The organism is Variovorax sp. Root318D1, from assembly GCF_001424835.1.
Lineage (GTDB): Bacteria > Pseudomonadota > Gammaproteobacteria > Burkholderiales > Burkholderiaceae_C > Variovorax.
Map to the genome: position 1 here is coordinate 266,551 of NZ_LMCQ01000012.1, position 14,359 is coordinate 280,909.

Annotated in this window: 14 protein-coding genes; 7 read left to right on the forward strand and 7 right to left on the reverse strand. The window is 68.0% G+C overall.

What is annotated here, in order from left to right:
* Window positions 1-13: 13 nt before the first annotated feature.
* The 5 genes from ASC78_RS11460 to ASC78_RS11480 all read left to right on the forward strand — a co-directional run bounded on the left by ASC78_RS11460 (window position 14) and on the right by ASC78_RS11480 (window position 5,560).
* On the forward strand, window positions 14-661 hold the full coding sequence (locus ASC78_RS11460) for a thiol:disulfide interchange protein DsbA/DsbL (protein ID WP_055800896.1): 648 nt from the start codon (window positions 14-16) through the stop codon (window positions 659-661).
* 154 nt (window positions 662-815) lie between these two features.
* The gene (lptA, locus tag ASC78_RS11465) at window positions 816-1,544 is read left to right on the forward strand and encodes a lipopolysaccharide transport periplasmic protein LptA (protein WP_055800899.1); all 729 of its coding nucleotides are present in this window, start codon (window positions 816-818) and stop codon (window positions 1,542-1,544) included.
* The gene (lptB, locus tag ASC78_RS11470; RefSeq protein WP_055800902.1) at window positions 1,541-2,335 is read left to right on the forward strand and encodes an LPS export ABC transporter ATP-binding protein; all 795 of its coding nucleotides are present in this window, start codon (window positions 1,541-1,543) and stop codon (window positions 2,333-2,335) included. The genes lptA and lptB overlap by 4 nt, the downstream gene beginning before the upstream one ends.
* Window positions 2,336-2,352: 17 nt before the next feature.
* Window positions 2,353-3,945 (forward strand): RNA polymerase factor sigma-54, encoded by a 1,593-nt coding sequence (gene rpoN, locus ASC78_RS11475; RefSeq protein WP_055800903.1) that lies wholly within the window; start codon window positions 2,353-2,355, stop codon window positions 3,943-3,945.
* A 13-nt stretch (window positions 3,946-3,958) separates the two neighbouring features.
* Window positions 3,959-5,560 (forward strand): phospholipase D family protein, encoded by a 1,602-nt coding sequence (locus tag ASC78_RS11480; RefSeq protein ID WP_055802091.1) that lies wholly within the window; start codon window positions 3,959-3,961, stop codon window positions 5,558-5,560.
* Between the two features lie 18 nt (window positions 5,561-5,578).
* Here ASC78_RS11480 and ASC78_RS11485 read toward each other — a convergent pair whose 3' ends face one another.
* The 4 genes from ASC78_RS11485 to ASC78_RS11500 form a co-directional block, all read right to left on the reverse strand.
* Window positions 5,579-6,214, reverse strand: a complete 636-nt coding sequence (locus ASC78_RS11485; RefSeq protein WP_055800906.1) for a YceI family protein — start codon at window positions 6,212-6,214, stop codon at window positions 5,579-5,581.
* 58 nt (window positions 6,215-6,272) lie between these two features.
* Window positions 6,273-6,851 (reverse strand): YceI family protein, encoded by a 579-nt coding sequence (locus ASC78_RS11490; protein WP_055800908.1) that lies wholly within the window; start codon window positions 6,849-6,851, stop codon window positions 6,273-6,275.
* An 11-nt stretch (window positions 6,852-6,862) separates the two neighbouring features.
* Window positions 6,863-7,471, reverse strand: coding sequence for a cytochrome b (locus tag ASC78_RS11495; protein ID WP_055800911.1), 609 nt, complete (start codon window positions 7,469-7,471; stop codon window positions 6,863-6,865).
* 90 nt (window positions 7,472-7,561) lie between these two features.
* Window positions 7,562-9,352, reverse strand: coding sequence for an ATP-binding response regulator (locus ASC78_RS11500; RefSeq protein ID WP_055800914.1), 1,791 nt, complete (start codon window positions 9,350-9,352; stop codon window positions 7,562-7,564).
* A gap of 84 nt (window positions 9,353-9,436) precedes the next feature.
* Here ASC78_RS11500 and ASC78_RS11505 point away from each other — a divergent pair, with 84 nt between their 5' ends.
* The gene (locus ASC78_RS11505) at window positions 9,437-10,684 is read left to right on the forward strand and encodes a THUMP domain-containing class I SAM-dependent RNA methyltransferase (protein ID WP_055800917.1); all 1,248 of its coding nucleotides are present in this window, start codon (window positions 9,437-9,439) and stop codon (window positions 10,682-10,684) included.
* A gap of 19 nt (window positions 10,685-10,703) precedes the next feature.
* On the opposite strand, the gene ASC78_RS11510 is transcribed toward ASC78_RS11505, so the two are convergent.
* A complete protein-coding gene (locus ASC78_RS11510) occupies window positions 10,704-11,129 on the reverse strand; it encodes a surface-adhesin E family protein (protein ID WP_235505057.1) in 426 nt (141 codons plus the stop codon).
* A gap of 159 nt (window positions 11,130-11,288) precedes the next feature.
* Between ASC78_RS11510 and ASC78_RS11515 the strand changes: the two genes are divergently transcribed.
* Window positions 11,289-11,693: a putative toxin-antitoxin system toxin component, PIN family gene (locus tag ASC78_RS11515; protein WP_235505058.1), complete on the forward strand. Its 405-nt coding sequence runs from the start codon at window positions 11,289-11,291 to the stop codon at window positions 11,691-11,693.
* Here ASC78_RS11515 and ASC78_RS11520 read toward each other — a convergent pair.
* Together ASC78_RS11520 and ASC78_RS11525 are read right to left on the reverse strand one after the other, a co-directional pair.
* Entirely contained in the window at window positions 11,690-12,613 is a 924-nt protein-coding gene (locus ASC78_RS11520; protein ID WP_055800920.1) for a hypothetical protein, read from the reverse strand. The two genes, ASC78_RS11515 and ASC78_RS11520, sit on opposite strands and share 4 nt — an antisense overlap.
* Window positions 12,610-14,307 (reverse strand): FMN-binding glutamate synthase family protein, encoded by a 1,698-nt coding sequence (locus ASC78_RS11525; protein WP_055800923.1) that lies wholly within the window; start codon window positions 14,305-14,307, stop codon window positions 12,610-12,612. The genes ASC78_RS11520 and ASC78_RS11525 overlap by 4 nt, the downstream gene beginning before the upstream one ends.
* Window positions 14,308-14,359: the final 52 nt, after the last annotated feature.

Genomic DNA, 14,359 nt, shown 5'->3' on the forward strand with positions numbered 1-14,359 from the left:
GAGAACTATTTCAATGAAACGTCGTGACTTTTCGCTCGCCGCCACCTCGCTCGGGCTGATTTCCCTGGCTGGCAATACCGCGCACGCCCAGGCGCGCGTGCCCAAGGCCGGCACCGAGTACCTGGTGCTCGACAAGCGCGTGCAGGTCGATGCGCCGGCCGGCAAGGTCGAAGTGATCGAGTTCTTCTCGTACAACTGCCCGCACTGCAACGATTTCGAGCCGCAGCTCGAAGCCTGGCTCAAGACCGCACCAAAGGAAGTGGCCTTCCGCCGCGTACCCGTGCCTTTCGTGGGCAACGACGTCGAAGCCAAGCAGCGCCTGTACTACGCGCTCGAAGCGCTGGGCAAGGTCGACGAATTCCAGCCAAAGGTCTTCGAGGCGATCCACAAGCAGCGCCAGAACGTGAATGGTGACGCCAACATCGTTGCCTGGGCCTCGGCCAACGGCCTCGACGGTGCCAAGTTCAAGGAAGTGTTCACCTCCTTTGGCGTGGCCAGCAAGGCGAAGCGCGCCTCGCAACTGACCGATTCCTACAAGGTGGCCGGCGTTCCGGCCCTGGCGATTGCCGGCCGCTGGTACGTGGACGGCGAAACGGCCGGCAACATGACCAAGGCGCTTCAGGTCGCCAACTTCCTGGTCGGCGAAGCCAAGAAGGGCTGACCCCCTTCGCCGGGGGACGCACCTGCGGCCGGCCGCGCCGGTTTTCGTGGTGTTTCCGGATGGATGTCAAGCCCGCTTTGGCGGGCTTTTTCATCCGTGCGGGCAGGGCTGGCGCCATCTGCCGCATACAATGCAGAGCAAGTTTCGTGCCTCTATGACATTGCACTCCTACTCCCACACCATTCCTCTTCTTGGTCGCATCGGCCGCCTGTCCCGCTTGGCCGTTGGCGCGCTGCTGCTGGCCGGCCTCGCCTCGGGCGCTTTGGCCGAAACCGCCGACCGCACCAAGCCGATGAACATCGAGTCCGATGCGATGCGCTATGACGACCTCAAGCAGACCAGCGTGTTCACGGGGAACGTGCTGGTCACGAAGGGCACGATCATCATTCGCGGCGCGCGCATCGACGTGCGCCAGGACGCCGAGGGCTACCAGTACGGCGTGGTCACGGCGGCTCCGGGCAAGCGGGCCTACTACAAGCAAAAGCGCAATGCGCCTGACGAGTGGATCGAGGGCGAATCCGAAGTCATTGAGTACGACAGCCGCGCCGACAACGTCAAGTTCATCCGCAATGCCGTCATGCGCCGTCTGCTGGGCGCCACGCCAAACGACGAAAGCAGCGGTGCGCTCATCGTTTATGACCAGAGCAACGACACCTATACGGTCAACGGTTCCACCGTGCCGCCGAACACCGGGGTGAATGCGCCGGCCGGAGGCGGGCGAGTGAGGACCATTCTCACGCCCAAGAGCGCCACGGCGCCCGCGCCAGGTGCTTCGGCGCCGGTGGGTGGACGTGCCGCGCCGGTGGCGCCTCAGCCGGCGCCAGGCGCCGGCCTGCGCTCGAGCACCACGCTCAGCGGCAGCCAAGGGGAAGGGCGCAAGTGATCGAAACCGCTGGAAGCCACAACGCCGATGGCACGCCGGGCAGCCGCCTGGTGGTGCGCGGCCTGCAAAAAAGCTACGGCAGCCGCAAGGTCGTCAAGGATGTCTCGCTCGACGTTCAAAAGGGCGAAGTCGTGGGGCTTCTGGGCCCCAACGGCGCCGGCAAGACCACTTCGTTCTACATGATCGTGGGCCTGGTGCGGGCCGACGCCGGCGACATCACCATCGACGGCGAACCCATTGCGCACATGCCGATCCACCGGCGCGCCCGCATGGGCCTGAGCTACCTGCCGCAGGAAGCCTCGATCTTTCGCAAGCTCACGGTCGAAGAAAACGTGCGTGCCGTGCTCGAGCTCCAGCGCGAGCCCGATGCCAACGGCAAGCCCGCGCCCCTGTCGAAGCAGCGCACCGAAGAGCGGCTCTCGGGGCTGCTGGCCGACTTGCGCGTGGACCATCTGCGCGATTCCCCCGCGCTCGCGCTCTCGGGCGGCGAACGGCGTCGGGTCGAAATTGCCCGCGCGCTGGCCACGCAGCCGCGCTTCATCCTGCTGGACGAGCCCTTTGCCGGCATCGACCCCATCGCAGTGATCGAAATCCAGCGAATCATCAGCTTCCTGAAGGAGCGCGGCATCGGCGTGCTCATCACTGACCACAACGTGCGTGAAACGCTGGGCATCTGCGATCACGCGTTCATCATCAGCGACGGGCACGTGCTGGCACAAGGCACGCCCTCGGAGATCGTCGACAACGCCGAAGTACGCAGGGTGTACCTTGGCGAGCACTTCCGGATGTAAGGGAGGAGCCGGTCTCCATGAAGCAAGGGCTGTCCCTTCGCGTCTCGCAGCATCTGGCGCTCACGCCCCAGCTGCAGCAGTCGATCCGGCTGCTGCAGCTCTCCACGCTCGAACTGAGCCAGGAGGTCGAGCAGATGCTCGACGAGAACCCGTTCCTCGAACGCACCGCGGAAGAAGCGGCGCGCGAGGAATTCGGACTCGATGCCATCGACACCCCAGTGCCTCGCGATGATGCGGGCGAGGCCGGCGAGAGCGACTTCGCCTCGGCACCAACCAGCAGCGCGGCCACGACCTCCAGCGAAACCACCGCGGCGACCGAGACCGACGTTCCCGCCGCCGACGCAACAGAGCGCGAGCCCGACTGGGAAGGCGACGGCACCGTCGACATGGCGCCGGACGACAGCGAGTGGGGCAGCGACGCCCCCGCCCGCCAGAACAACCTGGGCGACGACGAACGCGCCGACGCCACCGAACTTGCGCGCAGCCAGGAGTCGCTGCAGTCCTTCCTGCACCGGCAGGCGCTCAGCCTGCGGCTCAACGAGAACGACTGCGCCGCGCTGCGCTTCCTGATCGAATCGCTCAACGACGACGGCTACCTCGAAGATTCGCTGCCGGCGCTGGCCTCGGGCCTCGCGGGCGACGACAACGACCAGTTCGACGAGCTGGTGCATCACTTCCAGGTGGCGCTCGGCCTGCTGCAGAGCCTGGAGCCGGCCGGTGTCGGCGCGCGCGACCTGGGCGAATGCCTAGGCATCCAGCTGCGCGCGCTCGCCAGCGAAGACGAAACCGAAGAACACGCGCTGGTCCGCAAGACCGCCATCGCCATCTGCAAGCAGCCGATGGAGCTGCTTGCGCGGCGCGACTTCAAGCGCCTGGCCACGCTCACCCGCACCAACGAAGAGCTGGTGCGCTCGGCGCTGCAGATCATCTCGCGCCTGGAGCCCAAGCCGGGCCGCCGTTTTGTCGACGTCGAGCGCAACATCGTGGTCCCCGACGTGATCGTCACCAAGATCGGCCGCGGCACCAACGTCAAGTTCCGCGTCATGCTCAACCCCGAGGTGATGCCGCGCCTGCGCGTGCACGACATCTACGCCGGCGCGCTCAAGTCGCACAAGGGCGAGGGCAGCCAGGCCCTGTCGCAGCGGCTGCAGGAGGCGCGCTGGTTCATCAAGAACATCCAGCAGCGCTTCGACACCATCCTGCGCGTCTCCAACGCCATCGTCGAGCGGCAGAAGAGCTACTTCGTGCACGGCGAGCTCGCCATGCGTCCGCTGGTGCTGCGCGAGATCGCCGACGAGCTCGGCCTGCACGAATCGACCATCTCGCGCGTGACCACGGCCAAGTACATGGCCACGCCCTTCGGTACGGTCGAGCTCAAGTACTTCTTCGGCTCGGCGCTCGGCACCGAGACCGGCGGCAATGCCTCGAGCACCGCGGTGCGCGCGCTGATCAAGCAGTTCGTGAGTTCCGAGAGCATCAAGAAGCCGCTGTCCGACAGCCAGATTTCCGAGATGCTCAAGGAGCAGGGCATCGAATGCGCGCGGCGCACCGTGGCCAAGTACCGCGAGGCGCTGCGCATCGCGCCCGCCAATCTTCGCAAGGCGCTGTAGAAAGCCATCGATGATGGCCCGCCGCCTGTTGTCGCGCTGTGGGCACTGGGTCTTTGCCATGGCGGCGGTGCTGCTCTTTGCCGGCTGCGCCACTTTGCCCGACGAAGCGCCGCGCCCGCCCACCCGGGCCATGGCCGTTTCGGCAGATACCGCGCTCGGCAAGATCGCGCTGGCGGCGCAGCCAGATCCCGACCTCAGCGGCTTTCGCTTGATGCCGGGCGGCGACTTCGCCTTCGACACGCGCATCCAGCTCGCGCGCCGCGCCCAGCGCACGCTCGACGTGCAGTACTACCAGATCGAAAACGACGAGACCGGTCGCTACCTGCTGCGCACCCTGCGCGACGCCGCCGCTCGCGGCGTGCGCGTGCGGCTCCTGATGGACGACCTCTACACCTCGGGCGAGGACGAACTGCTGCTCGGCCTGGCCGCCACGCCGAACGTCGAGCTGCGCCTCTTCAATCCGTTTCCGGCCGGGCGAGGCAGCCTGCTCAAGCGCTTCGCGGCCTCGCTCTTCGACTTCAGCCGCGTCAACAGGCGCATGCACAACAAGCTCTTCATCGCCGACGGCGCCATGGCGGTGGCAGGCGGCCGCAACATCGGCAACCAGTACTTCAGGCGCACGGCGGGCGAGAATTTTCTCGACTTGGACACCTTCGTGACCGGCGCGCTGATGCCGCGCCTCGGCACCCTGTTCGACCAGTACTGGAACAGCGTGTACGTGCGGCCGATCCAGTCGGTGGTGGCCACGGGCCTTTCGCGCGACGAACTGCAAAAGCGCTTCGAAGCCGCCACCAGTCCCGACACCACGCCGCCGCCGCCGCGGCCCGCCCCCAACGACCTGCTCGGCTACGGCCCGATGGCCGAGGACCTTGCCAGCGGCAAGCTCGGCCTGATCTGGGCTCTGGCCGAGGCCTACGCCGATTCGCCCGACCGCGTGATCGGCAAGACCGCGTCGTACGGCGGCGTGCCGCTGCTGGACGTCGACAGCGTGCGCTACAACGTGGTCGAGCAGATGCGCCGCGCGCGCTCCGAGGTGACCATCGTCTCGCCCTACCTGATTCCGGGCGAGGCCGGCCTGGAGGTGATGCGCGAGATCCGCCGGCGCAACGTGAAGATCAGCGTGGTCACCAATTCGCTCGCGGCCACCGACGAACCGCTGGTGCACACCGCGTACCGCCGCTACCGCCCCGACATGCTGAAGCTGGGCGCCGACCTGTACGAGCTCAGCACCACGCGGACCCGGCGCAGCGTGCGGCTCGGCCTCTTCGGCACTTCGGTCGGCCGGCTGCATGCCAAGTCGGCCGTGATCGACCGGAGCATTCTCTTCGTCGGCTCGATGAATTTCGATCCGCGCTCCGAAACGCACAACACCGAGATCGGCCTTTTCATCCGCAGCCCCGAAATGGCGCAGCAGGCGCTCAAGCTCATCGACGTGCTCAAGCAGCAGGGCGCCTACCGCTTGCGCTTTGCCGAAGGCGGCAACGCATCGCGCATCGAGTGGATCAGCGAAGAGGCTGGCAAGACCACCGTGCTGAACGAGGAGCCCGACTCCGATTTCTGGGGCCGCGCCATGCTCGAGTTGCTGGCGCCGCTCACGCCCGAGAGCCTGCTGTAGGCCTGCCGTTGATGTTCGTTATTGCTGCACGTTCACCGCTTCGACCTGCACCAGCAGCTTCACCTTGTCCTCGAAGCCGAAATTCAGGCCCCAGGAAATGCCCCAATCGCTGCGCTGCACCGTCGTCTCGAAGTCGCCGCCGCAGACTTGGCGGTTGATGAGCGGGTTCAGATAGCAGTTGAAGCGCACGGCCTTGAGCGTGACCGGCTTGGTCTGGCCCATCAGCGTGAGCGTGCCCGGGACGTCGACCACCTTGTCGCCGTTGAATTCGATGCGGTCCGCCACGAAGCGGCCGGTCGGAAACTCCGCCACGTTGAAGAAGTCCTTGCTTTGCACGTGGCGGTTGAGCAGGTCGACGCCGGTGTTGATGGAGCTGATGTCCATCGTGATGTCGACCTTGCCGCTGCGGCCGGAGCCGTCGATCTGCACCGAGCCGTCCTTGGTGCTGAATCGGCCGCGATTGGTGGTGGTGCCGTAGTGCCCCATCTCGTACATCACGAAGGTGTGGGTCGGGTCGATCACGTAGCTGGCATTCTTTGCAGGGCCGCCCGCGGGCTTGGCGGCCACGGGCGGTGCCGTGTAGTCCTGCGCCATGGCAGGGGTGGCAAGGGCCGCCGCGGCGGACAGCGCGGCGGCGAGAAAAAGCTTCTTCATGGCAATGAGCCTGCTGGGCGTGAAAACGAAATCAGTTGAGAGGACAAAAAAAGGGGGCTCAAAGCGGACCGAGGCCCGCGAGCGTGAACTTGAAGCGAACCTGCACGTCGTTGCCGATCACCGAGGTGTCGGTCCATTCGCCGTCGCCCACCTTGTAGTCGAGCCGCTGGATCGTAAAGCTTCCGGTAGCCACCGCGTAGCCGCCAGCCGGCGCGATGGTGACCGGCACCGTGACCTGCCGCGCAATGTTCTTGATGGTGAGCTTGCCCGCCATCTCGAACCGGCCTTCGCCCAGCGCCTTGATGGCGCTCGACTGGAAGCTGGCCTGCGGAAAACGCACGGTATCGAACCACGGGCCCTTGGGCAGCTCGGCGTCGCTCATCGGCACGCCGAGCGATGCGCTCGCGGTGTCGATCTGCAGCGCGACGGTGCCGCCTTCGGGCTTTCTCGGGTCGAAAGCCACTTGCGCGTCGAACTTCTTGAAGGTGCCTTCCACCGGCACGCCCATCTGCTTGCTGACGAAGGCGATCTGGCTCTTGTCGGCCACGAGCCGGGTCGCGGTTGGAGGCTCGGCACCCGCGGGGGCCGCGGCGGCAAAAGCCGCGGCTGCAAGGAACAGGCAAAAGACGCGCTTCATCGGGTGGATTCCTAGCGTGGCGCGGGCCACATGCGTTTCAAGATGCCGTCGCGGTCGATCCAGTGGTGCTTGAGCACCGCCGCCACGTGCAGCAGCGCCACCGCGGCCAGCGTGAACGCGCTGCCCTTGTGCAGCGGTTTCAGCACGGCCTCGGCCAGCTCCTTGTCGACCGGCATGAGGTCCGGCAGCGGCAGCACGCCGAACCATACGACCGGAAACCCGAGCGCCGAACTGTAGGCCCAACCGAACAGCGGCACCGCGAGGAACAGCAGGTACATCAGCGCGTGGCTCGCCCGGTAGCCGGTGCGCTGCCAGCGCGGCATGGCGGCCGCCGCATGCGACGGCAGCGGCGGCGGCGGATGGCGCAGCCGCCACAAAAGCCGCAGAGCCGATAGCAGCAGGATCGTCACCCCGGCCCATTTGTGCCAGTTGTAGAGCTTGATGCGCGCCGGCGAAAGCGGCAGGCCGGTCATGTAGAGCCCGACACCCAGCGAACCGACGATCATGGCCGCGAGCAGCCAATGCAGCGCCATGGCCACCGAGCCATAGCGCAGGTCGCGCAGATCGGCGGGCGTTTCGGCAAGGGCGGTGGCGGAAGATGGCGGTGTGTCGGCAGGCATCGGAAGCAGGACCAGCGGCCTGTGCGCGGAGCATATATCGGAAGCGGTGAAGGCACCGCACGAGCCGTGCCAGGCGCATGGCCGGCGGGATCAGCGCCCCGATGACGCCTGCTGCGCCCGCAGCAGCACGGCATGCAACTCGGCCGGCTGCACCGGCTTGCGCAGTGCGTGCCAGCCGCGCTCCGCGGCCAGCCTATGGGTGGCTTCGCCAATGTCGGCCGAGACCAGCGCAATGGTGAGCGACGGTTTCTGCCGCTGCAGCCGTTCCGCCAGCGCGATGCCGTCGAGCCCACCCGGCAGCCGGATGTCGCACAGCGCCGCGTCCAGCGCTTGCAGGTCGGCCAGCGCCAGCGCCTCGGCCGCGCTGCCGTAGACGCGCGGCGCCAGCTGCCATTGCGTCAGCAGCGCAGTGAGGCTGTCGGCCACCACAGCGTTGTCTTCCACCACCAGCACGGCAAGGCCCGGATGCAATGCGCGCGCCTCCGCGTCGGAGGGCGGTTGCGGCAGGGGCGCAGGCACCGGCGCATCGGCAGGCGCCGCAGGCAGCTCGAAGCCGAACACCGAGCCACGCCCCGGCGCCGAACGCAGCGACACCTCGATGCCGAGCTGTCCGGCCAGCCGTCGCACGATCGCCAGGCCCAGCCCGTGGCCGCGCTGCAGGTTGCGCTCGACATTGCCGACCTGCTCGAAGTCGCCGAAAACCCGCTGCTGCGCATCCGCCGCAATGCCGATGCCGTTGTCGCGCACCTCGATGCGCCAGGCGCGCCCGGTGTCGCGTCGGCGTGCCCGCACCGCCAGCAGCACCCGGCCTCGCGGCGTGAACTTGACGGCGTTGTCGACCAGGTTGGCCAGTACGCGGCGCAGCGACACGGCATCGGCCCAGGCCACCGCGTCGGCGGGGCAGCGCAATCTGACGCGGCCGTGGCCGAACTGGCGCGCCAGCTCGCGCAGCAGCGGCGCCAGCGATACCGCCACCGGCTGCAACGGATCGGCCGCGGCTTCGATGCGGCCGATTTCGAGCAGCTGGTTGGTCAAGCCTTCGAGCGCCTGCTGCGCCCGCGCGAGCGACGCCACTGTGTGCTGCACCAGCGGCGCGTCAGCGCCGTTGTTGAGCTGCTGGCGCAGCACCTCGGCCTGCAGGCCGATGGCCATTACCGGCTGGCGCAGGTCGTGGTTGGCGGCCGAGAAGAAGCGCAGCCGCTCGGCCTGAGCCCGCTCGGAGGCGCGCAGGCCGGCCAGCGCCTGCTCGCGCAAGCCGCGCTCGTTGAGGCGCAGGCCGATGTTTTCCTCGAGCTGGCGCGAGCGTTCGGCCACCAGCTTCCACATCATCGCGATGAGGCCGATGCCGATGACCGACACGGCCATCATGGTCGGTGCCCCGAGCCACAGCCCGGTGACGATCACGGGCGCCAGCAGCAGCGTGATCGCCAGCTGCGTGGCCGGCGTGTAGAACGAGACCGAGAACGCCGACGAGAGCGTCATTCCCATCAGCATGAGCGCGAGCAGCAACTGCTGGTCCGCATGGCCGGTGTTGAACAGCAGCACGCCGGCCAGGCCGTGCGCAAGTTCCCAGATACCGGTGCGGATGGTGTGCAGGCGCTGAGCCTCGCGCAAATTCTCGGGCGTGAACGGGTCGGGCAGGCGCTGGGGAAAGAAGCCACGCATGACCGTCACGAGCGTGATCAGCGAGATCCACACCAGCGCATGAGCGAGCGAGTATTGCCAGGCGAAGAGTGCCGCCACGCCGCAGTTCAGCAGGTATTGCACCAGCAGCACCGGGCCGATGGGGCGGACCGAGAGCCGCAGCACCTCGCACTCGATCGCAAAGCGGTCGTTTCCGGCAACAACCGGAGCAACCATGGGCGCGGTGGTGGAATTCATCGGCCGAGCCACTATATAGAGAAGCGGCCCGGCGCGGCGACAATGGCGGTTCCCCAGCCGGCCGATGATGATGGCAAAACCCCTGTGAACGATCTCTCTCTCTTTTTGCCTTGCGCCGCCGGCGTCGAGGAATTCCTGGCGCAGGAAGTCCATGCGCTCACGGGCCGCGTCGGGCAAGACCTGCTCACGCTGCGCGGCGGCGTGCGGGTGCGCGCCGAATGGCGCGACGCGCTCAAGCTCAACCTGCACAGCCGGCTCGCCCAGCGCGTGCTGGTCGAACTGGCCCATGCGCCCTACCGCAGCGAGAACGACCTGTACGCCATCGCGAGCGGCGTGGCCTGGGAGATCTGGTTTACGCCCAAGCAGACCTTCAAGATCGAGACCACGGCGCAGCACAGCCCGCTGCAGAGCCTGAACTTCGCCACGCTGCGCATCAAGGATGCGATTGCCGACCGCTTTCGCGCCAAGGCCAACGGCGTGCGCCCCAGCATCGAGACGCAGTGGCCCGACTGCCGCGTGTTCGCCCACCTGACCACCGAGCACTGCACGCTCTACATCGACACCTCCGGCGAGCCGCTCTTCAAGCGCGGCTGGCGGCAGGACAAGGGCGATGCGCCGCTGAAGGAAACGCTGGCCGCCGCCATGCTGGCCGCCAGCGGCTGGTGGAATCCCGAAACCGGCCAGGTGGCCGCCGAGCCGCTGTACGACCCCTGCTGCGGCAGCGGGACCATCGCCATCGAGGCGGCGCAGATTGCGCGCGGCATCCCGGCCGGGTCGCTGCGGCGCTTCGGCTTCGAGAAGCTGCTGCCGTTCCAGGCGCACGTGTGGGATGCGATCAAGAAGGGGGCCGAATCATCGGCCGCCGCGCGGGAGGTCGCGATCTTCGGCTCCGACGTCTCGCACCGCATGGTCGACTTTGCCGAGCGCAACGCGGAGCGTGCCGGCGTGGCCGACGCGATCGAGTTCCGCGGCGGCGACGCGCTGCAGCGCATGCCCCCGGCGGAGGGCGGCGTGATCATGCTCAACCCGCCTTATGGCGAGCGGATCGAGGTCGGTGGCGTGGCGCGCTTCGGCGCCCGCGAGGCCGCGCAGACGCCCGGCCGTGCCGAGGGCGGCGGCGAAGTGGACGAGGGCGGCGAGTTCTTTCCGCAACTCGCCACGCACTGGAAGAAGAACTACCCCGGCTGGACCGCCTGGGTGCTCACGCCCGACCTGAAACTGCCCAAGCGCATGCGGCTCAAGGAGTCGCGCCGGGTGCCGATGTGGAACGGGCCCATCGAATGCCGCCTGTTCCGCTTCGACATGGTGGCCGGCTCGGCCAGAAGCAAGTAGACGGGGATTCGGCGCGGAGCTACTTCACGCCCACGCCGCAGGCCGCGTTCACCGTCCGGGCCGCCAAGTCGCCGGGCAGGCCGTCGAATTTCATCGGACGGACATCGCTCTCCTCGAACTCCCGCACCGCCAGCGGCGGCCCGACGAAGTTCGGCTGCCCGAAATAGGTGGCGCTCACGTAGCGCGCCTTGCGGGCGTCGCAATCCACGCTCGCCTTTGCCGCGACGGACCGGAACTTGAGGCCGTCTTGGCCGGTGCGGGGCTCGGCCAGGCTGATCCGCACCGCCACGAGCCGCTTGCTTCCGTCCACCACCACGCTGGTGGGGTCGACCTGCACGTAGCTGTTGGCCGCCTCCCCGGCCGAACCGGTCAGGGTGAGCCACTCCGCATGGGCCAGCGGGTCTGCCAGAAGGGCGAGCAGCAGCAGGAAAGGGCGTTTCATCATTCGGAGTTTCGAAGGGCGCCGCGCACGGCCCGGGCCGCAAATTGTGAATGGACGATGCCGTTTTTGCCTTGCGATGGCACATGGTGCAACATCGAGGTTATTCCAAACGCACAAATTTTCCTTTCTCCAGAAGAAGCAAACGCCGCGCCCGGCGCCTTCGTGGTCATCGACACCAACATCGCGCTCGATCTGCTGGTGTTCGACAACCCCGACTGCCTGCCGCTGGCCGCCGCGCTCGCAGCCAGCCAATTGCGCTGGCTGGCGACGGCCGCCATGCGCAGCGAGCTTGCGCGGGTGCTCGGCTACCCGCTCATCGCGGCGCGGCTGGCGCGCAGGAACCTGGCGGCAGAGGCCGTTCTCGCAGCCTTCGACGAGCGCGTGCAACTGGTTGCGGAGGCGCCGCCGCGCGCCCCTTGCGTCTGCAAGGACCCCGACGACCAGGTCTTCATCGACCTCGCGGTCGCGCGGCGCGCACGGCTGCTCAGCAAGGACCAGGCCGTGCTGACCATGCGCAAGCGCCTCGCGGCGCAAGGCGTGGTGGTGCAGGCGCTGCTGGCGCTTTAACCGCCGGAGGTGGAGGGCGGCGGCGCGCTGCAGTGCCAGCGCCCCAAGAGCCGCGCCACCGCGCGCACGCGCTGCGTGTCGCGGCCCCAGCGGCGGCTGGCCGGCAGCTTCTGCGCCCACTTCATGCGCCGCGCCGCCTCGGCGATACGCTGCCGCACCTCCTCGCCCACTTCTGCGAGCGCGGCGTGCCAGTGCAGGCCGGCGGCTTCGGGCGCGGCGGCCTCCAGCATCATGGCCGTGGAGTGCAGGTAGCTGAGCCAGTCGCGCGCCTGGCATTCGGCCAGCGTCATCACTTCGGCCGGGTCATCCTCGAAGTCGATGTAGCCGATAACCCCATCGGGGCACTGCACCAGGTTGCGGTCGAAGGCCTGGCTCAGGTGCTGGCCGCGCACGTGCACCTGCGCGATGGCGGCCAGCCCTTCGCGCCAGACCGCGAGCAGTGCGGCAGGCCCAGCCGCGGCCGCCTGGTCGAGCTTCTCCTGCAGCACGACGGTGGTTCGGCCGCTTTCGCCCAGGTCGGAAATCAGCAGGCCGTCCGGCTGCTGCGCCAGCACCACGGGCACACGCAAACCCGCGGCCGCCAGCTGCCGCAGGCGCCGGGCCTCGGTGGCAATGGCCGCCTCGCCGCCCGGATTGGGCACCGGCTTGATGATGTCCAGCCGCGCCATGCGTGCAACGGCCGCCATCACGCGGTAGCCCCACTTGCCGTGGCGCGGACCGGCCTTCTTGAGCCACACGCGCTCGCTGCCCAGGCGGTGGCTGGCCACGTTCTTCTGCTGCTTGGGCAGCGTGAGGCGCAGGAACTCGGCGTAGTCGCCTGGAGCCGGCGCAAAGGGCTGCGCATCGAGGGGCGCCGGCGCCGAAGCCGCACCCTTGGCGCCCTGGAGCCGCGCCGAAGCACCGCGTCGCAAAGGGTTCATGCGGCCAGCGGCAGGTTCGACACCAGGCCGTGCGGCCCCTGCGTCACGGGCTGAAAGCTCTCGGCACTGGCCAGCGGCCAGTAGGTGCGGAACACGTTGTGCTGCTTGTCGAGCGGGCCGAGGAGGGCGCCAGGCTGCACCTGCATCACCAGGTTGCTCAAGAGACGCACCTCGGTGTCGGAGATGCGCCGCACGATGTGGTGCGCGGTGATCTGCTGCGGATGGTCGAGGCCCGCGGCCTGCACCAGCTCCTGCAGCGCATGCAGCGTGCTGCGGTGGAAGTTGCGCACGCGGTCGGCCTTGGTCGGCACCACCAGCGCCTGCTGGCGCACCGGGTCCTGCGTGGTGACGCCGGTGGGGCAATGGCCCGTGTGGCAGCTTTGCGCCTGGATGCAGCCCAGGGCCATCATGAAGCCGCGCGCCGCGTTGCACCAGTCGGCGCCCAGCGCCATCATGCGCGCCACGTCGAAGGCCGTGATCACCTTGCCGGCACAGCCCAGCTTGATGCGGTGGCGCAGGTTCACGCCGATGAGGGTGTTGTGCACCAGCAGCAGGCCCTCCTGCAGCGGCGCGCCCACGTGGTCGCTGAACTCGACCGGCGCGGCACCGGTGCCGCCCTCGGCGCCGTCGACCACGATGAAGTCCGGCGTGATGCCGGTCGCCTGCATGGCCTTGACGATGGCGAACCACTCCCACGGATGGCCGAGGCAGAACTTGAAGCCGGTCGGCTTGCCGCCCGAAAGCTCGCGCAGCCTGGCGATGAAATGCATCATCTCGATGGGCGTGGAGAAGGCGCCGTGCGAGGCGGGCGAAATGCAGTCCACGCCCACCCGTACGCCCCGGGCCGCCGCGATCTCGGTCGTGACCTTGGGCGCCGGCAGCACGCCGCCGTGCCCGGGCTTGGCGCCCTGGCTCAGCTTGAGCTCGATCATCTTCACCTGCGGATCGCGCGCATTGGCGCTGAATCGCTCGGCGTTGAAACTCCCGTCCTCGTTGCGGCAGCCGAAGTAGCCCGAGCCGATTTCCCAGATCAGGTCGCCGCCGTGCACGCGGTGGTGCTGCGAAATGGAGCCCTCGCCCGTGTCATGTGCAAAGCCGCCCATCTTGGCGCCTTGGTTGAGCGCGAGGATGGCGTTGGCCGACAGCGCGCCGAAGCTCATGGCGGAAATATTGAAAACGCTGGCGCTGTAAGGCTGTGTGCAAACCTGCGCCGGATTGGCCTCCGTGGGCTGCGGCGTGCCGCCGATCACGATGCGGAAGTCGTGGTTGTCGAGCCGGGTCGGCTGCATCGAATGGTTGATCCACTCGTAGCCCGCAATGGTCACGTTGAGTTGCGTCCCGAAAGGGCGGTTGTCCGGGTCGCCCTTGGCGCGCTGGTACACCAGCGAACGCTGCGCGCGCGAAAACGGCGCCGCCTCGGAGTCGCTCTCGATGAAGTACTGGCGCATTTCCGGCCGGATGAATTCCAGCAGAAAGCGCAGGTGGCCGATCACCGGGTAGTTGCGCAGGATGGCGTGGCGCGTCTGGCGCAGGTCGTGCACGCCGGTGCCGGTGAGCGCCGCAAAAACCACCAGTGCCACCCAGGCGGCCCACAGGTGCGGGGACACCAGCACGGCGGCCAGGCTGGCGGCGAGGCCCGCCGCGCACAGGGCAAAGGCGCTGTAACGCGTTGGAAACGGAATAATCGTGGGCATGGAAATGAGTGGACTGCCGGAGCCTGCTGCATCATAGAGGGCTGCCCCGAAC